A 22,159-nucleotide genomic window follows, 5' to 3' on the forward strand; every position below is an offset into this window, starting at 1 on the left:
AATACATCAATAATACTGTTTTGGACGTTTCGCGACCCACGAACACAGTAAGCAGACTAATAAGCTAAAAGTTACAAAACTTAAGCTCTGAAAGATTAAATCAAAACGGTTTAGATCATCACTTGGTACAAGCACCAATACAAAAGCGGGTAAAATACTCACAAACAACACGTAACAACACACTTTAAACGCTCTACCAAAATCAAATCGTCTTGTGCGTTGCATCCACCACGCTAAGATAACCACAATAGCAGTTGATGAGATCGCTATTAAATGAGGAGTCTGTGTACTAAATGCTGTGTAAAGAGTGATAGCCGCACCAACAAAACCCCATAAGGACCACGTTAACCATTTTTCTTTTTCACGTAAAAATAAATTTCCCATTATCCTCGTCTTCTTGTTGTTATTCTAATTAAGACACTCCATACATTAACAAACTGCAGAAAAATAACAAACCATTGTATTGAGGGTTATTGCATCCAAGCGCTTCAGACAGCCAAGCTACCTAAAGATAATAACAAAGGTAGCCTTAATGCACTCTGACTGAAATAACACGACAAAGTTCCAATTAATTACGTTTTGGCAACTATAAGTTTGTGAAAAAGTGTTCTGGGCTATGACGAACAGCCTTTTTACAGTCCACTTCTGGAGTGCCTAAATACAGGTAACCGACAATCTCATCTTCATTATCAAGCTTTAACGCCGCTTTTACCGCCTCACTTTGCGCAAAGTAACCAGTACGCCAGACACCACCCAGTCCTTGCGCAAAAGCTGCTTGTTGCATAGCTAACACAGCACAACCAGCACTTTGTACTTGTTCGATGCGCGGCACTTTTGGGTGCGCTTGATATTTGGCAATGGCAATGATTATCATCGGTGCACGCAGCGGTAACTCTTTGGCACGATTAATTACTTTTTCATCTTGTTGTTCTGCAACTGCACTTTGATAATAAATTTCGCCGAGTCGTTCTCGCGCATCTTCTGCAACAACAATAAATTGCCAAGGCGCAAGGCAACCATGATCAGGCACACGAAGCGCTGCTTGTTTAATAATATCAAGTTGACTGTTGTTTGGGGCAGGTGCAATCAGTCGAGGATCTGACTGACGAGTCAATAAAAGCTCAATAGCGTCCATAGCGATTCTCTAATTAAAAAAGAAACTAGCATAGCATTGATAGGGATTGCTGAGAAAGTTTGAAAGTTAGAAAGTTTGCGACGGCCGTCGCAAACTGACAGGTAGAGATTTAGATTATTCGAATCTTTTCCGTAACCAGTGATCAAGGCTAACAAAACGCCCACCGCCGGTAAAAAATAAACTCAATAACATCGCAAAATAAATTGCTGAAAACTCAATGCCATTATTCAAAATCGACGGTTTACCCTTTTCATAAAGGTAATCTGGGAAACCATGTTCTTGTACAAGTCCTCGAATTTTCTCAATACGTTCTTTTACTTCTCGGGAATTATCTAAACTTTCTTTTGCACCGGGGATCGCCAACCAATCAAGTACTTGTGCAGCACTGGTATCTGGATCTGTCGGCGCAATCGCAAACCAGCCATTGTGCCAATGTACAGAAGTTGCGGCAACGACCATAGTAAACATCAGCGGTATGCTAACCAGACGGGTTAATAAACCAACTAAGAGCAGCCAGCCACCGAGAAATTCACTCCAGCCAGCTAAAAAAGCCAGTAAATCAGGAAAAGGTAAGCCTAAGCCCCAGTCTGGGTTACCAAACCAAGCAACAACATCTGGAGAAGCTAAAAAGAATTCAAAAAACCCATTACCATTACCATTACCACTGATATTTAGCTTGTTATAACCTGCGATGATCATAACTGGCGCCAGTATCAGTCTAAATAGCAAAGCAGGGATACCATCAAAAATGGCTGTTTTTTGTAGGGAAGTTTTATATAGTGTGATCAATGTATTCATCGTAGCAGTCTAGTCTTTTGAAATGTATTAAACAAAGACCGCTACGATTAAAAGTTTATTTCAGTTAAATTTTACGCGCGACCTGAAGCGCTTCATAAATAGCTCGTTTTGCATCAATTGCTGATGCTAATTTGGCCCCGCCAATTACATGTACTTTAGGATTATCGATTAACCCCGACATTAATTCGTTATTAGAGACTTGCCCGATACAAGCGATCACTGTATCAACAGGTAGCACCTGCTCCTCTCCTGCCACAGTAATTTTTAGACCTTGCTGATCAAAATGATGATACTGACAATCAGCGATCTGTTTTACACCATGTTGCTTTGCAACTTGACGATGTATCCAGCCCGTTGTTTTACCAAGCTCACTGCCAAAACGCCCAGCGCTGCGTTTTAGCATAAACAATTGACGATTATCTTTATCTGGACTTGGCTGACACTCAATTCCCCACTGCGATTTAAAATCAGCAATACTTTGGTCTTTATGTTCACTTAAAAAAGCAACCATATCAAAGCCAATGCCGCCGGCACCTAAAATTGCAATCGATTGCCCTAATTCAACTTCACCACGAATAACTTCATCGTATGAAAAAACACGTTTATTATCCGCGCAGGTAAAGTTTGCCTCACGCGGGCGCACCCCCGTTGCAAACACCACGTCATCGTATTGCTCAAGCATTTTATCGGTAAAAGGAGTATTGAGTGTTACCGTGACCTTTAGACGTTCAAGTTCATTAATAAAATAACGCAAGGTATGATTGAAATCTTCTTTACCAGGGATTCGCATCGCTAAATTAAATTGGCCGCCCATATCTGTATTTTTATCAATCAGCGTTACCGTATGACCTTTTTGCGCTAAGTAACAACTGGCAGATAAGCCCGCAGGCCCAGCACCTACAACCAACACATTTTTAGCCTTGTTGGTCAGCTCAAGAGGATAATCTAGCTCAAACCCCGCTTGAGGATTCACTAAGCATGTTGCTCGTTTACCTTTAAATACATGATCTAAACAGCCCTGATTACAGCCGATACAAATATTAATGTGTTTACTTTGTTGTGCTTGATATTTATTAAAAAACTCTGGATCGGCTAATAGTGGTCGTGCCATCGAAATCAGATCGGCATCCCCTGCAGTTAAAATTTCATTGGCAATCTCAGGAGTATTAATACGATTTACAGCAATGACAGGAACCGATACCACTTCTTTTAAACGTTTTGAAGCTTCTTTAAATGCACCTGCTGGCACCATACTAGCAATAGTAGGTACTCGTGCTTCATGCCAGCCTATGCCGGTATTTAAAATATCAACTCCAGCCTGCTCTAATGCTTTGGCCTGGATGGTAACCTCTTCAGGTGTTGACCCATTCGGAATTAAATCCATCACCGATAATCGAAAGATAATTAAAAATTCTTTATTTACTTTGGCACGTACAGCTTTGACTATCTCTAACGCTAAACGCATACGGTTTTCTAAACTTCCACCGTATTCATCTAAGCGTTTATTGGTATGCGGTGCCATAAACTCATTAATCAAATAACCTTCTGAGCCCATCACTTCAACGCCATCGTAGCCTGCCTTTTGTGCTAAATAGGCGGAATGAGCAAAGTCTTTGATGGTTTTTTTAATTGCACTGAGCGACATTGCTTTAGGTTGATATGGGTTAATAGGTGCTTTAATTGCACTTGGTGCTTGATTAAATGGATGATACGCATAACGTCCAGCATGTAATAATTGTAAGCAAATCTTACCGCCGTATTGATGGACAACATCAGTGTATGCACGGTGCTTAAACACATCATAATAGCTATTAAAAGACGATGAGATTGGGGTTAATTTGCCGCGCAAATTAGGACTGTAGCCCCCCGTAATGAGCATCGCAGTACCACCTTTAGCGCGCGCTTCATAAAAAGCACGCAGTCGTTTTCGGTTATGCCATCCCTCTTCAAGCCCCGTGTGCATTGAGCCCATTACCAAACGGTTACGTAGCTGTGTGTGTTTCAATTGTAATTGTTGTTCTAACATCCTCTGCCCCAATGAACTGGTCTAACCTCTATACATTAGCCAATTTTGCTCGATTGGCAAGCAATAAGCAACAAAAGCGATAAATTAGTTAATATGTTCACATTCTCACGGTTAAAACCTCGCTCATAAATACTTAGTTACGATTTAACAGTTAAATTAATTTTTATTCTGAGCTAAGATGGTGACAGATATAAGTTGTACCAGACTAAGGATTTATTTTGATTGCAAAGCTATTTAAAGGACTGTGGGCAGGAATTAACTTTTCTCGTCGTTTAGTCCTCAATTTTTTATTTGTGTTACTCGTTATTCTTTTCATTGTTTCAATCGCAAGCGATGACAATGAAATCAATGTTGCTGACACATCTGTGCTCAGGCTAAACCTCAATGGTCCAATCGTAGAAGAAAAAGTTTACGTTGATCCAATTGAATCTGCCATCAATGACGCAACACAGAGCAACGATGAGCCCGCTGAAATTTTACTTGATGATATTATCAATGTAATTGATCAAGCCACTGAAGATAAACGCATTAGTGTGATCTTGCTGGATTTACAAAAAATGCCTAGCGCGCATTTAAATAAATTAAAACAAATCACTCTAGCGTTAGAGCGGTTTAAAGCGAGCGGCAAAAAAGTAATTGCCTCTGGTTATTATTACTCACAAGCACAATATTACATTGCTGCGCACGCTGATGAAATATCTATGCACCCTTATGGTGGTGTAGAGATCCAAGGCTTTGGCATGTACCCGTTATATTTTAAAGATGCGCTTGAAAAACTCGGTATCACTCAGCATATTTTCCGTGTTGGTACATTTAAATCGGCTGTTGAACCGTTTATTCGTAACGATATGTCAGATGCAGCAAAAGAAGCTAATAATGTATGGCTAGGTGCATTGTGGAAAGAATACAAACAAGACGTTGCCGCTGTGCGCCCATTTGATGAAGCAAACTTTGATGAAACAATGGACGTGTTTCTGGCAAAAATGCAAGCAGTTAATGGCGATTCAGGTAAATATGCCCTTGAACATCAATGGGTTGATTCTTTAAAAACCAATCAACAAGTGCGTCAACAATTAATTACCTTAGTAGGCACTGAAGAAACAGGCAAAACCTTTAACCAAGTATCGTTTAAAGAATATCTCTCATTAGTTAAATCGCCGATTGAGTTTGATAACCCAATGACAGAAAAAGTCGCCGTTGTGGTTGCACGCGGTACTATCTCTGACGGCGAACGTAAAGCCGGTGAAATTGGTGGTGACTCTACAGCGGCTTTACTACGTAAAGCACGCTTAGATGATAAAGTAAAAGCGGTTGTACTGCGTATTGATTCTGGCGGTGGCAGTATGTTTGCCTCTGAAGTTATTCGTGCTGAAGTGCTTGCTCTTAAAGCAGCTGGTAAACCAGTGGTTGCTTCAATGAGCTCAGTAGCAGCTTCTGGCGGCTACTGGATTGCCTCTGCTGCCAACGAAATTTGGGCAGCGCCGAGCACAATTACCGGCTCAATTGGTGTATTTGGTAACTTTATGACCTTTGAAAACACCATGGCTAAATTAGGTGTTTATTCAGATGGCGTTGCCACAACTGAAATGGCTGGTCTATCAATCGCTCGCCCGCTTAATGAAAAAATGGCACAGGTTATTCAACTAAGTGTAGAAGATGCTTATCAACGCTTCTTAGAGGTTGTTGGTGAAGCACGAAATATGACCCCTGAGCAAGTTGACTCTATTGCACAAGGCCGTGTTTGGATTGCAAGCCAAGCGCAAGAGCTTGGCTTAGTTGACAAATTAGGCAATAAGCAAGACGCTATCAAAGCGGCAGCTGAACTGGCTAAGCTTGATTTTTATGAAGTTAAAACCATTAAGCAGAGTCTATCGGCGGAAGAGAAATTAATGCAGGATATTTTTGGAAATGCATCGATTAGATCGCTAATTGGCTCACAAAGTACGCTACAAAACGCACTCTCAAACCAAGCATCTATCAATGGTTTAGTTAAGCAATTAACAACTGAGGTTGAAGGTCTAAAAGATTACAACGATCCGCAAGGCATTTATGCCCGCTGCTTAGTGTGTAATATTTCGCAATAAATAGTGTATAGGCTGTAATCGCAGCAACTAACCGTTATACTAAGCCCAGTTTTTTTACTGGGCTTTTTTTATGAAACGTAAACGTATTTATATCGCATATACTGGCGGTACGATTGGGATGAAAAAATCGAGTCGAGGCTATATTCCCGCTGAAGGTTTTTTAACACAAACCGTAGAAAACAATGCCGAATTTAATCGTGATGAAATGCCCTTATTCGATATTCACGAGTATTGCCCGCTGATTGACTCATCAGACATGTCCCCTGCTCATTGGCAACTAATTGCTGATGATATTAAAAGTAAATACCAAGATTATGATGGCTTTGTCGTGCTTCATGGTACAGATACCATGGCGTATACCGCATCTGCTTTGTCCTTTATGTTTGAAAACTTAACAAAGCCAGTGATAGTGACAGGCTCGCAAATTCCACTGTCGCAATTGCGCTCTGATGGCCAAGTAAATTTACTTAATGCGATGTATTTAGCGGCTAATTATCCGATTGCTGAGGTTAGTCTATTTTTCAATAATCAATTATTTCGCGGCAATCGTGCAACTAAAGCACATGCCGATGGCTTTGATGCCTTTGCATCCCCTAACTTAGACCCACTGGCTCTCTCAGGTATTAATATTCAATTATTAAAAGGCCAGTTGAGCCCGTATGTTGAAAATGAGCTACAAGTCACCAACATCACGCCGCAACCTATTGGTGTTTTATACTTGTATCCAGGGATCAGTCATGCTGTAGTTAAAAGTCTGGTAAACGACAATATCAAAGCCCTCGTATTATTGAGCTTTGGTGTGGGCAATGCACCACAAGATCCAGACTTTTTAGAGATCCTCTCCAGCGCAAGTAAGCGCGGTATGGTTATCATCAATTTAACCCAGTGTTTAAAAGGGCATGTAAATATGGGCGGCTATGCAACTGGTAACGCATTACTTAACATTGGTGTGATCAGCGGTTACGATATGACCTTAGAGGCATGCTTAACTAAATTACACTACTTATTTAGCCAAAAGCTTGAAATTGAAACTATTCGCCATTTAATGCAAGACAACTTACGTGGTGAGTTAAGTAGATAAGCTGAGCGCTTTATAATAAAAACTATTTTTTTAAACTAAAAAGGCACGCTAATTAGCGTGCCTTTCATTTTAACTTATTGGCCTAATTAACGTACTTTCGCGTCAATCTCTACTAAATCAGTTAAATGACATACCTCACCACTATGAGTTTTAATGCCATGCTCACCAAAATAATCTCGCTGTGCTTGTACTAGATGACCATTGCTTGGTGTCGTCAACGTCGCAAAATACGTTTGCGTTGAGCTAAGTACCGGAAATGCTAATCCAGTCATCATTGCTTGACCTGTTATTTTACGCAGCGCTAATGACTCTTTTTCTAAAGTGTCGATAAACTCAACACCTTCAGCGATGTTATCTAAGTAATCAGCACGGATAATACAACCAGCACGCCATGTTTGCAGTGTTTTAGATAAATCGACTTTCCATTGATGTGCACGTGATGCACCTTTGATCAGCGCAAGGCCTTGACGATAAGCCAGTAAACTTGCAAACAAGAAGGCATCTTTAAGTTCATCTAAATCTAATTCAACCTGTGAAGTTGATTTAGCTGCATAGGTCATTTCTTTCGCTGCATGTGTGTCACCAGTATTGGTTAAGTGACGCGCTTGCACAGCTGCAACCAATGAAGGAACGGCTATACCCAGTTCTAATGCATTTTGTGCCGTCCACAAACCCGTGCCTTTCGCGCCAACTTTATTATCAATCAAATCAACTAACGCTTCACCCGCATCGGTTTCTAACGATAAAATATGACTTGAGATAGATAATAAATAGCTATTGAGTGTGCCTTCAGACCATTGATTAAAAATCTCTGCAACTTCATGTGGAGTGCGGTTAGTGCCTAAGCGTAATAATTGATACATTTCTGCGATTAGTTGCATTAATGCATATTCAATTCCGTTGTGCACCATTTTTACAAAGTGACCACTGGCTGATTGACCAACACGGGCAAAACACGATTCACCTTTGTAGCTTGCTGCTACTTTTTCAAACCATGGCTCAACGCGTTCCCAGCCGCCTTCTGAACCACTTGCCATCATCGCAGGACCATGACGCGCGCCTTCAGCACCGCCAGAAATCCCCATAGTGGCAAATTCAAATTTATTTTGATATTTTAGTTTACGAGTAATACCGTCTTTATAATTACTATTGCCACAATCGACGATAATATCGTCACAATCAACGCCTGCATCAACTAAATCGCTGCAAACTTTATCGACTAACTCACCCGCTGGCACTAATAACAAAATTGAGCGAGGCGGCGTTAACCGTTTTACCATATCACCTAAATCAGACACAATGTGCAGACGATCTGCCATGCCTTGTAATTTAGCACAGCTTAATAGCTCTTCGCCCGCGTCTGGGTTTTTATCATAAGCTACTAGCGTCATCCCTTGTTCAATCAAGTTGAGAGCAAGATTTTTACCCATAACGCCTAACCCTACTAATGCAACTTGCATTTAGTGTCCTCCTCGGTAACAACTATTGGTTAGTAAATGAAATAATACCGCGCGCATTATATACCCAAGCCACTTAAAATTGCGAGCCTAGACAACAGATACAACGCTTTGCGCAAGACAAACACGCAAGATACAGTGATTATATCAAACAACCGTTGCCTCGGGGCGATAAATTTTCCTGATATGGATTTCTGAGTCGAGCATTGACGAGACCTGACACCGGTGTCATAATGTGGTCATAATTTTTTTGTATAAAATAATGACAGCTTTACACGTTACCTTGATGTCAACGCGCTATTTGCTGTCAGTAAAAACTGTATTATGCGTGTCAGTTAAACTAACACCTATAAATAACGAAAAACCGTCAACCTGCTTACAACATTGTAAGCCTACAGGAGAATTTGATGCTTAGACGCACAAAAATAGTCGCGACCCTTGGACCTGCAACCGATCGAGATAACAACTTAGAAAAAATAATCCGTGCTGGTGCAAACGTAGTGCGTTTGAATTTCTCACACGGCATTGCACAAGATCACAAAGACCGTGCCCAAGCAGTGCGTGACATTGCCAAAAAACTAGGCAAGCACATTGCTATTTTAGCCGATCTACAAGGCCCAAAAATTCGTGTATCGACATTTAAAGATGGCAAAGTAACGCTACCTGTTGGTGCAAAATTTATTCTTGATGCAAAAATGGAAAAAGGCCTAGGCGATATCAACGCCGTAGGTATTGATTATAAAGAATTACCACAAGATGTTGCCCCTGGTGACTTACTACTTTTAAACGATGGTTTAATTCAATTAACAGTAGTAAATGTTGAAGGTCATTTAGTGCATACCACAGTAACTGTTGGTGGCGTGTTATCTAACAATAAAGGCATCAACCGCTTAGGTGGTGGTTTAACTGCTCCAGCCTTCACTGATAAAGATAAAGAAGATTTATTAACTGCAGCAGAAATTGATGTTGATTATATCGCAGTATCATTCCCACGCAGTGGCGACGATATGCGTTATGTGCGTTCACTAGCTGAAGCTGCAGGCTCTAAAGCACAGCTTTTAGCTAAAATTGAGCGTGCTGAAGCCGTTGAAACGGTAGAAGCAGTTGATGATATTATCCTTGCTTCAGATGCGGTGATGGTTGCTCGTGGTGACTTAGGTGTTGAAATTGGTGATGCTGCCTTAATGGGTAAACAAAAACTCATTATCCGTCGTGCTCGCTCACTTAACCGTACCGTGATCACAGCAACACAAATGATGGAATCAATGATCGATAACCCAATGCCTACCCGTGCAGAAGTTATGGATGTTGCCAACGCAGTCCTTGATGGCACTGATGCGGTAATGCTTTCAGCTGAAACAGCGGCAGGCGATTACCCAGAAGAAACCGTGGCAACCATGGCGCGCGTTTGTTTAGGGGCAGAATCACAAAAAGAAACTCACGTTTCTAAGCATCGCTTAGATAGTCGTTTCTCTTCTAATGCAGAATCAATTGCATTGTCAGCTATGTATGCGGCAAACCATTTAGATTCAGTAAAAGCGATTATTACTTTAACTGAATCAGGTAGCACAGCAAAATTGATGTCACGTATCAGCTCTGGCTTACCTATTTATTCATTGTCTCGTCATGCCAGTACGCTTGGTCAAACAGCATTATATCGTGGTGTTTACCCGGTATTCTTTGACTCAACACAATGTGAAAAAGATAACATGGTAAAAGATGCCCTTAACACACTTGTGAATGCGGGTTCATTACAATCTGGCGATACTGTGATCATCACTCATGGTGATGCTATGGAAACGATTGGTGCAACCAATACTATGAAAATTGTTACTGTTTCTTAATTAACGCAGTTATAAAAAAACGCGAGCCAAGGCTCGCGTTTTTTTATTTAAAACACATGGTTTAATTTACTTCGTTATATAACAGCTATTGAGCCCGTTTCTAAGTTAACTTGCTAACGCAGCTTTTACTTTATCGCGATAACTACGGCTTACTTTTAATTCTTGGCCGTTCTCAAGCACTAATAAATACTCACCACTTACCTGAGTTACAAGCTTGCTAATTTGTTTAGTATTTACAATCGCACTGCGGTGTACACGTACAAATAGCTGAGGATCAAGTTCCTGTTCTAGTTCTTTCATAGTTTTTCGTAAAATATGCGTTTGACCATCTTGGCAATGTAAACACATATAGTCACCAGCGGCATCAACCCATTGAATTGTTGCTACAGGTACACGGATTATTTCACCCTGCTCTTTCACCGCTAAAGATTCTGGGTAACGGCGATCTGTTAATGTATCGCCAGTTGCCAGTTTTTTCAAAATCTCTTCACAATTATTACCAGTAATTCCAGCTACAAAACTCGCCAATTTCTTTTTATGGGCGTTGTCTTGTTGCGTCTTCAAGTAGGTATGCACTTTTTCTACCGCCTGTTTTAGTCTGTTGTCGTCGACTGGTTTAAGGATGTAATCTAAAGCATGAATCTCAAATGCTTTGACTGCGAACTGATCAAATGCGGTTACGAATACAATAGCAGGTAACGCTCTGACACTTTCACTGAGTGCTCTGGCAACCTCAAACCCATTCATTCCAGGCATTTGAATATCTAAAAAAACTAAATCTATTTTCCCTGCTTGGCATGCATCGATAGCCTCTTGACCAGAGTTACATAACTTAATGACTTCGATATCATCAAACTCCTCTAATCTTACCGCTAACCCTCTACGGGCTAATGGTTCATCATCGACAATCAGGGTCTTAATCTTGCTCATTTCTTCACAGCCTTCTCAAACGGAACGCGCAGATTCACTTTCAATCCACTTGGCGTATTATGTGATAACACAAACGAATAGTTATTTTCATACAAAGTTTTCAGGCGGTCTTTCGTATTTGCCACCCCTACCCCTTGTGAATTAACTAATTGGCCATTAAGTAATTCAGTACCGGGGCCATTATCACCTACTTCCAATAATAGTTCATTAGCAAAAACTTGTGCTTTAATATCAATTACTCCCCCTTCGCTAAGATGAGCTATTGCATATTTAATCGCATTTTCGATGATCGGTTGCAATATTAAACTCGGCACTAATGCATTTTTTGCTTCATCACTGATTTGCACATTCACTTGCAACCGTTCATCAAAGCGTACTCGCTCTATTTCAAGATAAAGCATCAGTGCATGCAACTCTTGTTCAAGTGGGACTTTTTTTATCGGATCGGTATTGAGTGTATAACGTAAAAAGTCGCTCAACTTTGACACCATTAAATTAGCATCTTTATTCTCTTTTACCAAAATCAACGTAGATATAGCATTAAGAGTATTAAACAAAAAATGAGGATTTAATTGATAACGTAGCATTTTCAGTTGTGCTTCATGCGCCATCGTTGTTGCTTTAAGGGCTTTTTGGCGCTCACTTTGCAGTAGTTGATAATATTTAATGCCAAAGTACAAACCACTCCAACAAAGAATAATATAAACCGAATCTAAGCCTTGTTGCAGATAGTAAAACCATTCTGTAGGACGATAACCATGGCGATAAATCTCCCATAAATTAAATTTCTGTATTACCGCCCATAAAGTGCCTGTAATGTACGAAGCGCCGAACACTACTAACATTAAAACCCAAGGAGATGCATTCCAGGCTTTGCGATACATATAGCGCAATGGCACAGTCATTAAACACCCGGCGTAAGCATTGAGTACGATCACAAATACATAAATATCGCGCATCTCAAAGACTTTTGAGCCAATGTAGTTAACAAGTGCATAACCGATCCAACCCGCAATCTGTAAGACCCAGAAAAAGCGTTGGCGGTTATCAACTAAGGATTGCCAATTCAAAATAGTTAATTACCTCATTTATTTGTAATTATTATATAGCGTTAGCGCGGTTGGGATCACTACCGACTATCTCGCTTTTCACGAGCCTTACCGCAAATAACTGTTGGTGAAAACTTTATTTTAGCCACAAAAAAAGGAGCCATAGGCTCCTTTTTAATACTTATTTTAAAAGCTTAAGCTGCCGCTAGGCCTTCTTTAGCTTTTGCAACAAGCGCTGCGAATGCAACTTGGTCATAAACAGCGATATCTGCAAGGATCTTACGATCGATTTCTACAGATGTCTTTTTAAGACCATTGATAAAACGGCTGTAAGACAGACCATTTTGACGTGAAGCAGCATTGATACGTGCAATCCATAATTGACGGAAAGTACGTTTCTTCGCACGACGGTCACGGTAAGCGTATTGACCCGCTTTAGTAACAGCCTGGAAAGCTACGCGGTAAACACGTGAACGTGCTCCGTAGTAACCTTTTGCTTGTTTTAAAACTTTTTTGTGACGTGCACGTGCGACAACGCCGCGTTTAACTCTTGCCATTTCTAAAAACCCCTATTAAGCGAATGGTAACATACGTGAAACTAGACCATGGTCGTTCTTATGAACCATCATCTTAGGACGTAGGTGTAACTTACGCTTAGAAGTTTTCTTAGTCAGAATGTGACGAAGATGCGCTTGTTTACGCTTGAAACCGCCAGAAGCAGTCTTTTTGAAACGCTTAGCCGCGCCTCTGTGACTTTTTAGCTTATAAGCCATTGCAATAACTCCAAATGTATTGCTTTAAAATTAGTAAGCAGGCGTGAGATATATTGCTATAGCTCCACTTTTAGGCCTAACTTACTGCCATATTCCGGTGAAAACCCAACATAAATGCTGCAGTTTTACTTTATTACCGGTTAGCACAGGTGAATATTTGCATATTACTTGGTGACCTGAGCTAAATTCGCTGCGTATCTTAGCTTGTTTATTGCTTTTTAGCAACAGGTGCCATCATCATAACCATTTGGCGACCTTCAACACGATTAGGGAAAGACTCAACAACTGCAAGCTCTTCCAAATCGCCTTTGATACGGTTTAATAATTCTATACCAATTTCTTGGTGGGCCATTTCACGACCACGGAAGCGGATGGTAATCTTAGCTTTATCGCCACCTTCTAAGAACTTACGTAAGTTGCGAAGCTTAACCTGATAATCACCTTCATCCGTGCCAGGACGGAATTTGATTTCTTTTATCTGGATTTGCTTTTGCTTCTTCTTCTGCTCTTTTAGTTCTTTGCTTTTTTCAAAGATGAACTTACCGTAGTCCATGATTCTACAAACAGGCGGCTCAGCATTTGGGCTAATCTCTACTAGATCAACACCAGCGGCATCAGCCATAGTTTGCGCGTCTTTTAATGACTGAATTCCAGCTTGCTCGCCTTCAATGTCAATTAAGCGAACTTCTTGAGCTGTAATTTCTTCGTTAATACGATTTTTTTGGGCTGTTTGTTGCCCTTTCTTGCCGCCTCTAATAGTACGTTCCTCCAAGAATATCAAATAATAAGCGTGTAGTTAGCAATTAAATGTATGCCCTACACGCAGAGTTTTTATAGTCGATTTTTAATTTCTTCGCTAATTTTAGCGACAAATTCATCAACATTAAATTTGCCCAAGTCTTCACCTGTGCGGGTACGTACAGCTACTTCTTGTTGTTCAACTTCTTTATCACCAACAACAAGTAAATATGGGATACGTTTTAATGTGTGTTCACGGATTTTAAAGCCAATCTTCTCATTTCTCAAGTCAGCAGCGGCTCTAATTCCAAGTTTATTTAATTTTTGTACAATTTCCTGCACATAAGCAGCTTGTTTATCAGTGATATTCATAATCACTACTTGCTTTGGTGCAAGCCAAGTCGGGAATAAACCCGCGTACTCTTCTGTAAGAATACCGATAAAGCGCTCGATAGAGCCCAATATTGCACGGTGTATCATAACAGGTGTACGACGTTCGTTGTTTTCAGCAACATAAGTTGCCCCTAAACGCCCTGGTAATGCAAAATCTAGTTGCACTGTACCACACTGCCACGCTCTGTCTAAGCAATCGTACAAAGTAAATTCAATTTTTGGACCATAGAAAGCACCTTCACCCGGTAAATAATCAAATTCGATGTTATTTGCTTTCAGTGCATCAGCTAATGCAAGCTCTGCTTTGTCCCACATATGATCTTCGCCAATACGCTGTTCAGGGCGTGTTGACAGCTTCACCACAATTTTTTCAAAGCCGAATGTTTCGTACGTATCGTAAACCATTTGGATACACGCTGATACTTCATCCATGATTTGCTCTTCAGTACAGAAGATATGGGCATCATCCTGAGTAAAGCCACGTACGCGCATTAGACCATGAAGTGCGCCTGACGGCTCGTTGCGATGACAACAACCAAATTCAGCCATACGCAGTGGAAGATCACGGTACGATTTTAAACCTTGATTAAAGATCTGTACGTGACCTGGGCAGTTCATTGGTTTGATTGCGTATTCACGCTTTTCAGATTCAGTGGTAAACATTGCTTCTGAATACTTTTCCCAGTGACCTGATTTTTCCCATAAAGAACGATCCATCATCATTGGACCTTTTACTTCTTCGTACTGGTACTCGCGTAACTTTTCACGCACAAACTCTTCAAGTTCACGGTAAATGCTCCAACCATCGTTGTGCCAAAACACCATGCCTGGCGCTTCTTCTTGCCAATGCCATAAATCAAGTGCTTTACCAATACGACGGTGATCACGTTTCTCGGCTTCTTCTAAACGTTGTAAGTAGGCTTTAAGTTGCTTTTTATCGCCCCATGCAGTGCCATAAATACGCTGCAACATTTTATTATCTGAATCGCCACGCCAGTAGGCACCGGCTACTTTCATTATTTTGAAATGTTGGCAAAAACGCATGTTCGGTACGTGTGGACCACGACACATATCGATATATTCTTCGTGGTGATATAATCCTGGACGGTCATCTTTAGCGATGTTTTCGTCAAGGATTTGAATTTTGTACATTTCGCCGCGCGCTGCAAATGCATCACGGGCTTCTTGCCAGCTTACGGTTTTCTTAACCACGTCGTAGTTTGTTTTAGCAAGTTGCAACATGCGCTTTTCAATAGCTTCTAAGTCATCTTGACTTAATGAATGTTCCATATCGATATCATAGTAAAAACCATTATCAATCGTTGGACCAATGGCCATTTTTGCATCAGGAAACAGTTGCTTAACTGCATGACCTATCAAGTGAGCACATGAGTGACGAATTATTTCTAAGCCGTCATCATCTTTTGCGGTGATGATTTCAAGACGAGAATCGTCAGAAATTAAATCACAGGCATCAACGCGAGTGCCATTAACACGACCAGCGATAGTGGCTTTTGCTAAGCCTGGGCCGATATCATTGGCTACATCAAGTGTACTTACAGGGTTTTCAAAACTACGCTGACTGCCGTCAGGAAGAGTAATAACTGGCATTATAAGTCCTTACTACAGTGGTGACGCCTACAATGCATCACATGTATTTATTAAATTAAAATGAATAACTCGACAACGCTTTTACGAATAAGCATTGTTAATTTTAACCGTATTTGGTTAATGTATTTGTTGAGTCTTAGCAAACACAAGCGGTTATTGTCGCGTTTGGAGCCACTAAATACAAGTATTTAGCCAGACAAATTGACAAATAACCCTCGCATTTCATACTTAATTTAATTTCAGCTGTTGGATAACCTAATGACGACGTCTAATCGTATCCGTTTTGCCACTTTAAATTTACTTAATTTTACGGCGCCACCTTATTCTTTTTATCAATTACATGAACGTTACAACGCAACGCAATGGCGGCAAAAACAGCAATTTATCACTGACTTCCTACAGCAAAGTCAAGCAATGGTTGTTGCTTTCCAAGAGGTGTTTAGCCCCAAAGAATTGGCAATTTTGTGTAAAGAGCAAGGCTATGACTATTTTGCTACTGTTGCCAGTCCACGCAGTGATCATCTCTATCCACAGGTATTATTTAACCCTGTGGTGGCGATTGCCGCGAAAATCCCTTTTCAAGCATGCCACGAACTCACCCCTTGCCCAGAACTACTTGAGTACTTAAATAATCAAAATGAATTTAAATTTAATCGCACACCTATTAAATGCAGTTTTGATGTACCTGAATTTGGTGATTTAACCTGCTACGTGGTGCACTTTAAATCACAACGGGTGCATTCAATGGCGCATATTTTAAACATTCATAATCAAGACGATCCCTTATTAAATCTATTACAACAAACCGTTGGCATGATGCAATCGCAAATATCACGCTCACTGGAAGCTTCGATTGTTTATTATGATGCGCTAAAAACCCAGCGTGAAAAAAACTGTGCAACATTAGTAATGGGGGATTTTAACGACAATATTGACAGCCCTGCGCTGTCATTCATGACCCAAGGATTTCACCCTACTCGTTGCGAGCCCTGTTTAGAGCTTGAACAACCCATTGTAGGATTAACTGATTCGTTTGAATTAAGCAGTGAATCGGCAAATGGTAAAGTAAAACCAGCAACACATTACTATCAAGGTCGTGGCAATGTGCTTGATTATATTTTGACCTCAGGACACTTTAATACTGATTGTGCATTATCGCGGATAAAATCGTTGCACTATCTAAGCTTTGATAAACACTTAAATCCAAACCAAATTGATGAAGATATCTGCGTAAGCGACCACAGTGGCATTGGGATTGAAATCGGTTTTTAAAATGCACTGTTTTTAAGGCGTTTAATTGATATAATGCTGCCCAAATTAGTTATTTAGAGAATGACAATGAGAACATGCGGTGTAGAAATTACCGGTAGTGACGTACTACTGTGTATTTTAACAAAAGATAACGATGTATTTGATATACGAGATATTCGCCAAACTCGCTTTACCTTAGGTAATGGTAATGACACTGAAGTAATGCGTAAATTCCAATTTGATTTTGCGAAACTTATGCAGGACTATCAAATTGACTCAGTTGCTATTCGTCAACGTGCGCCTAAAGGTAAATTTGCCGGTAGTGCGAACGGTTTCAAAATGGAAACTGCAATTCAATTGATCCCTGAGCTGAGTGTTTATTTATTCAGTACAACCGAGATCAAAGAACAATTAAAACGTAATCCTATTCCTATTGATTTCGCTGAAACGGGGCTTAAAAAGTACCAAGAAAATGCGTTTGTAAATGCATATGTACATTTAATGAAAAAAACCTACCGCAGCGAAGAGCTTTAATTTTCAATTAGAGTTCAATTTATAATCAGATACTACGCTAGTGTGTACTGCAATGTTTTTGTTGTAGCTACAGCTAGCGTTTTTTATTGCCTAATATTTATCATTTTTATTACTACATTGGTCGTATAGCGCTTTCATTTGTCGACAATCTGTGTTTTTCTAACTGAGTAGACTCTCACAACATTGACACGGAGACCGTACATGCAAATAAGTAACAATAATACAACTGCAACCGATGCGAATAAAACAGTCAAAGATACAGCTGGCTTAGAGCATAGCTACTATAAAGGAGCACAAAGCCCAGCATTGATCAATAAAACCATAGGTGATTACTTCGACTCCATTGTCGACAATAATCCAGACCACCCTGCGATAGTGCTGCATCATCAAAACATTCGTTTAAGCTATAAAGAATATCAGCAGCAGATCAACCAGCTGGCAATGGGGTTACTGGCTTTAGGTGTAAAACCAGGTGATCGTGTTGGTATCTGGTCACCAAACAACCTTGAGTGGTGCTTAACCCAATTTGCGACCGCCAAAATTGGCGCAATCATGGTCTGTATTAACCCAGCGTATCGTCCAAACGAACTACAATTTGCACTAAATTCAGTCGAGTGTTCAACTCTTATAACCGCTTCAAGTTTCAAAGCCAGTAATTACCTAGGCATGCTTAATGAATTACTGCCCGAACTTGCCGCTGCAAAAGCTGGGCAACTGCAGGCAAAAAACCTCCCCTATTTAAAAAATATTATTCGCATTGGTGATGAGCCTGCCGCAGGCATGTTTAGTTTTAGTCAAGTTATGACAATGCCAACGGCCGCCCACCGCGTTGAGCTCAACGCCATTGGTGCAACTTTGCAACCAGATCAAGACATCAACATTCAGTTTACCTCCGGCACAACAGGCAATCCCAAAGGCGCTACGCTCTCCCATAAAAACATTTTAAATAATGGTTTTCTTATGGCTAATGCAATGCGCTTAACTGCAGATGATAAGCTGTGTATTCCAGTGCCGTTATATCACTGTTTTGGAATGGTATTAGGTAATTTAGTATGTATAAGTAAAGGAGCTACGGCAGTATTTCCAGGAGATTCTTTTGATCCAACAATCACGCTTGAGGTGGTTGAAAAAGAACGCTGTACTGCACTGCATGGCGTACCTACGATGTTTATTGCTGAACTGGAACTAAAAGATTTTGCTCGTTTTGACTTATCCAGTTTACGTACGGGTATCATGGCAGGCTCGACGTGTCCTGAGCAAGTAATGCGTAAAGTACAATCGCTGATGCATATGAATGAAGTTGTTATCGGTTACGGCCAAACGGAATGCAGTCCCATTAATAATGCCACGGAGATTGACTCATCCATTGAAAAACAAGTTACTACCGTCGGCCGCGCGCTGGCGCATACAGAAGTAAAAATTATTGACGAAGTGGGTAATATACAAAAAATAGGGCTTGCTGGCGAAGTATGCAGCCGTGGTGCGGGTATTATGCGTTGCTATTGGAATGATGAAGAAAAAACCGCCGCAACTATCGATAAAGAAGGCTGGCTACACTCTGGTGATTTAGGTGTAATGGATGCGGAAGGTTTTGTTGCAATAGTGGGCAGAATTAAAGATATGATCATTCGTGGTGGCGAAAATATCTACCCGCGCGAAATTGAAGAAGTACTTTACACTTACCCTGGTGTGCAAGATGCTGCTATTTTTGGCATCAGTGACGACAAGTACGGCGAAGAAGTATGTGCTTGGGTGCAGCCTAAAGATGATGCCGTGTTAACAGAGCAAGAAATTCGCAGCTTCTTAAAAGATAAATTAGCTTATTTTAAAATACCAAAACATATTCAATTTGTTGAAAGTTACCCTATGACGGTTACCGGAAAACTACAAAAGTTTAAAATGCGCGAACAAATGCAAGCACAATTAAAAGACAACGCGTTTTCATAATTAGCCAAAGCTCACGTTAGTTAATAACGCCCAATGTAATTTAAAACCTTGGGCGTATTATAAGATTAATAGCTTAACAGGCCTATTCTGGCGGTTTTAAAAAATACGTTTGCGCTAATGCATTATGAATGCCCGCTAATTCAATTTGGATTTGATCCATATAATTGTGTAAGTGGCCATTTTTAAGCGCTCTTACATCTTCAGCTTTCAATTGTTTTACCACTGCATCTATTAAATTTATAATCTCTGTAGAGTTTGGCAAAGGTGAAATCAGCGTTTTCAGCTCTATTAAGCAAAACAAAATTGACCGTGGAAATACTTCACTGTGCATCACGAATTCTAATACATCAGCACGTTGCACCCGTACGCTCATCTCTTGTCGATACATTTGATAAGCACTAAGCGAGCGCAATAAGCTGATCCACTGAATATTTTCATAAGGTTTTGCTTCATCGCTGGTGATCAACGTCTCTGAACGAATGTCTAATATCCGTGACGTCATATCAGCACGTTCTATTAACGACCCAAAGCGGATAAACGTAAAACCATGATCATGGTTAATAGTCGCATCTAAAGCACCAAATATTTGATGGGCTGATTCGATGATTTTCTTTAGATAAGCAAATCGGCCACGCTTAGCAAGCCCTTCTTTTTGATTATCTTTTACATAGTAATAAAGGGAGTTAATTTCTTCCCATACATCGCGAGGCATTACGTCTCGAATTGTTCGAGCGCTCTCTCTAGCATAGATAATAGAATTTAAAATAGACGAGCCATTATCACTACCTACAAGTAAATAACGCAGCGCTTTTTGCTCTGTGTAATCAGCGTGTTTATCTTCATACGCCTGACGCGCGCCAATAATATCTATTAATGGCTCCCAGCCTGTACATACGCCTTTAGGTAAATCCAACATCAGCATGTTGTTGACATTAATTAACCGTGCAACATTTTCTGCACGTTCAACGTAACGAGCTACCCAATATAAAGTTTCACCTACTCTTGATAACATATTATTTAGCCTCTTCGTCAACAATCCAGGTATCTTTACTACCACCGCCTTGAGATGAATTTACCACTAATGAACCTTTCACCATCGCAACACGAGTAAGGCCACCAGTAGTGATCTGTGTGTCTTTACCTGACGATAATATAAACGGTCTCAAGTCAACGTGACGTCCATCAGGCTCTGTCCCGTCAAGGGTGGGAACCGTAGACAAATCAAGAGTTGGTTGCGCTACCCAATTCCGTGGATCGGCTTTTATTTGTGCAATGGTTGCTTGTTGCTCTTTTTTAGTCGATTTAGGACCAATCAATAAACCATAGCCACCCGACTCGTTTGCAGGTTTGACAACTAGTTTATCAATATTTTTAATAACATAATCACATTCTTTAGGATCTAAACACTTATAGGTTGGCACATTTTCTATCTTGGGTTCTTCGTCCAAGTAATATTTTATGATGTCAGGTACATAGGCATAAACCACCTTATCATCCGCAACCCCTGCACCGGGTGCATTGACTAACGCCACATTACCTTTCGACCATGCTCGCATTAAACCGGGTACACCTAATTGTGATTCAGGTAAAAAAGCTTCGGGATCTAAGAATAAATCGTCGATGCGTCGATAAATTACATCAACGCGTTGCAAGCCTGTAATTGTGCGCATATAGACACAGTCGTCTTTTTCGACTACTAAATCACGCCCCTCTACTAATTCACAGCCCATCTCTTGAGCAAGGTAACAATGTTCAAAATAGGCGGAGTTAAATACACCGGGTGTTAATACCACTACTTCAGGCTTATCGTCTGGACGAGGTGACATTGCTGCCAACATATCAAACAGTTGTGAAGGATAATCATCAACTGGTAAAATCGACACTTGTTCGAATAACTCAGGGAAAACACGTTTCATCACTGAGCGGTTCTCAAGCATATAAGACACCCCAGACGGCACCCGTAAGTTATCTTCGAGTACAAACATAGTGCCATTTCCATCGCGCACTAAATCGGAGCCGCAGATATGCGCCCATATATTATTTGGTGGAGTAATTCCAACACATTGAGAGCGAAAGTTAACTGATTTTTCGAGTAAGCCTTTTGGAAAAATACCGTCTTTTATTATTTTTTGATCATGGTATAAATCATTTATAAACAGATTCAACGCTTCAACACGCTGTTTTAAACCTACCTCAATAGTTTGCCATTCTTTTTTACCAATAGTGCGCGGAATAATGTCAAACGGCCACGCTCTATCGATCATATTGCCTTCATTATAAACTGTAAAAGTAATGCCCATTTCTTTTATGGCAAGATCTGCAACAGCTCTGGCTTTAACTAATTCTTCTTTTGATAAGCTAGAAAAAAACTGTGCTAACTGTTTACCGTGCGTTCGAATATTTCCTTGTGCGTCTATTAATTCATCAAAAAAGCCATTTGTTTGATATGCTTTCCAGTCAATTTTCATACATCCTTCCGCCTTATCCATTATTAATATTGAGTTGTTT

At 40.4% G+C, this 22,159-nt stretch carries 19 protein-coding genes; 6 read left to right on the forward strand and 13 right to left on the reverse strand.

What is annotated here, in order from left to right:
- Positions 1-6: 6 nt before the first annotated feature.
- The 4 genes from H5203_RS00630 to H5203_RS00645 all read right to left on the reverse strand — a co-directional run bounded on the left by H5203_RS00630 (position 7) and on the right by H5203_RS00645 (position 3,959).
- Positions 7-384, reverse strand: a complete 378-nt coding sequence (locus H5203_RS00630) for a hypothetical protein (protein WP_145233198.1) — start codon at positions 382-384, stop codon at positions 7-9.
- Positions 385-586: 202 nt separating this feature from the next.
- Entirely contained in the window at positions 587-1,135 is a 549-nt protein-coding gene (locus H5203_RS00635; protein WP_145233196.1) for an NAD(P)H nitroreductase, read from the reverse strand.
- 114 nt (positions 1,136-1,249) lie between these two features.
- Positions 1,250-1,933: a DoxX family protein gene (locus H5203_RS00640; protein WP_182819188.1), complete on the reverse strand. Its 684-nt coding sequence runs from the start codon at positions 1,931-1,933 to the stop codon at positions 1,250-1,252.
- Between the two features lie 64 nt (positions 1,934-1,997).
- On the reverse strand, positions 1,998-3,959 hold the full coding sequence (locus H5203_RS00645) for an FAD-dependent oxidoreductase (protein ID WP_182819189.1): 1,962 nt from the start codon (positions 3,957-3,959) through the stop codon (positions 1,998-2,000).
- Between the two features lie 218 nt (positions 3,960-4,177).
- Between H5203_RS00645 and sppA the strand changes: the two genes are divergently transcribed.
- Positions 4,178-6,043, forward strand: a complete 1,866-nt coding sequence (sppA, locus tag H5203_RS00650; RefSeq protein ID WP_182819190.1) for a signal peptide peptidase SppA — start codon at positions 4,178-4,180, stop codon at positions 6,041-6,043.
- A 70-nt stretch (positions 6,044-6,113) separates the two neighbouring features.
- Positions 6,114-7,124, forward strand: a complete 1,011-nt coding sequence (gene ansA / locus H5203_RS00655) for an asparaginase (RefSeq protein WP_182730605.1) — start codon at positions 6,114-6,116, stop codon at positions 7,122-7,124.
- 86 nt (positions 7,125-7,210) lie between these two features.
- On the opposite strand, the gene gndA is transcribed toward ansA, so the two are convergent.
- On the reverse strand, positions 7,211-8,584 hold the full coding sequence (gene gndA, locus H5203_RS00660; RefSeq protein WP_145233185.1) for an NADP-dependent phosphogluconate dehydrogenase: 1,374 nt from the start codon (positions 8,582-8,584) through the stop codon (positions 7,211-7,213).
- Between the two features lie 404 nt (positions 8,585-8,988).
- On the opposite strand from gndA, the gene pyk reads away from it, so the two are divergent.
- On the forward strand, positions 8,989-10,425 hold the full coding sequence (pyk, locus tag H5203_RS00665; protein ID WP_145233183.1) for a pyruvate kinase: 1,437 nt from the start codon (positions 8,989-8,991) through the stop codon (positions 10,423-10,425).
- A 105-nt stretch (positions 10,426-10,530) separates the two neighbouring features.
- Here the strand turns inward: pyk and H5203_RS00670 are convergent, their stop codons facing one another.
- The 6 genes from H5203_RS00670 to thrS all read right to left on the reverse strand — a co-directional run bounded on the left by H5203_RS00670 (position 10,531) and on the right by thrS (position 15,919).
- Positions 10,531-11,355, reverse strand: a complete 825-nt coding sequence (locus H5203_RS00670; protein ID WP_145233180.1) for a LytTR family DNA-binding domain-containing protein — start codon at positions 11,353-11,355, stop codon at positions 10,531-10,533.
- Entirely contained in the window at positions 11,352-12,425 is a 1,074-nt protein-coding gene (locus tag H5203_RS00675; RefSeq protein WP_145233178.1) for a sensor histidine kinase, read from the reverse strand. The genes H5203_RS00670 and H5203_RS00675 overlap by 4 nt, the downstream gene beginning before the upstream one ends.
- 173 nt (positions 12,426-12,598) lie before the next feature.
- Positions 12,599-12,961, reverse strand: a complete 363-nt coding sequence (gene rplT / locus H5203_RS00680) for a 50S ribosomal protein L20 (protein ID WP_008110477.1) — start codon at positions 12,959-12,961, stop codon at positions 12,599-12,601.
- A gap of 15 nt (positions 12,962-12,976) precedes the next feature.
- Positions 12,977-13,177: a 50S ribosomal protein L35 gene (gene rpmI / locus H5203_RS00685; RefSeq protein WP_004587840.1), complete on the reverse strand. Its 201-nt coding sequence runs from the start codon at positions 13,175-13,177 to the stop codon at positions 12,977-12,979.
- A 208-nt stretch (positions 13,178-13,385) separates the two neighbouring features.
- The gene (gene infC / locus H5203_RS00690) at positions 13,386-13,949 is read right to left on the reverse strand and encodes a translation initiation factor IF-3 (protein WP_145233176.1); all 564 of its coding nucleotides are present in this window, start codon (positions 13,947-13,949) and stop codon (positions 13,386-13,388) included.
- A 59-nt stretch (positions 13,950-14,008) separates the two neighbouring features.
- On the reverse strand, positions 14,009-15,919 hold the full coding sequence (gene thrS / locus H5203_RS00695) for a threonine--tRNA ligase (protein WP_145233174.1): 1,911 nt from the start codon (positions 15,917-15,919) through the stop codon (positions 14,009-14,011).
- 258 nt (positions 15,920-16,177) lie between these two features.
- Between thrS and H5203_RS00700 the strand changes: the two genes are divergently transcribed.
- The 3 genes from H5203_RS00700 (at position 16,178) to H5203_RS00710 (ending at position 19,651) form a co-directional block, all read left to right on the forward strand.
- Complete coding sequence (locus H5203_RS00700; RefSeq protein WP_182730607.1) at positions 16,178-17,191, forward strand: endonuclease/exonuclease/phosphatase family protein; 1,014 nt, start codon at positions 16,178-16,180, stop codon at positions 17,189-17,191.
- A 66-nt stretch (positions 17,192-17,257) separates the two neighbouring features.
- Positions 17,258-17,704, forward strand: coding sequence for a DUF3010 family protein (locus tag H5203_RS00705; RefSeq protein ID WP_145233170.1), 447 nt, complete (start codon positions 17,258-17,260; stop codon positions 17,702-17,704).
- Between the two features lie 201 nt (positions 17,705-17,905).
- Positions 17,906-19,651: an AMP-binding protein gene (locus H5203_RS00710; protein WP_182730608.1), complete on the forward strand. Its 1,746-nt coding sequence runs from the start codon at positions 17,906-17,908 to the stop codon at positions 19,649-19,651.
- Positions 19,652-19,733: 82 nt separating this feature from the next.
- On the opposite strand, the gene H5203_RS00715 is transcribed toward H5203_RS00710, so the two are convergent.
- Together H5203_RS00715 and H5203_RS00720 are read right to left on the reverse strand one after the other, a co-directional pair.
- Entirely contained in the window at positions 19,734-20,663 is a 930-nt protein-coding gene (locus tag H5203_RS00715) for an alpha-E domain-containing protein (RefSeq protein WP_145233168.1), read from the reverse strand.
- Position 20,664: 1 nt separating this feature from the next.
- Positions 20,665-22,119, reverse strand: a complete 1,455-nt coding sequence (locus tag H5203_RS00720; RefSeq protein WP_145233167.1) for a circularly permuted type 2 ATP-grasp protein — start codon at positions 22,117-22,119, stop codon at positions 20,665-20,667.
- Positions 22,120-22,159 lie beyond the last annotated feature (40 nt).

This window comes from Pseudoalteromonas sp. SG41-1 (genome assembly GCF_014164575.1).
Taxonomy (GTDB): domain Bacteria; phylum Pseudomonadota; class Gammaproteobacteria; order Enterobacterales; family Alteromonadaceae; genus Pseudoalteromonas; species Pseudoalteromonas rhizosphaerae.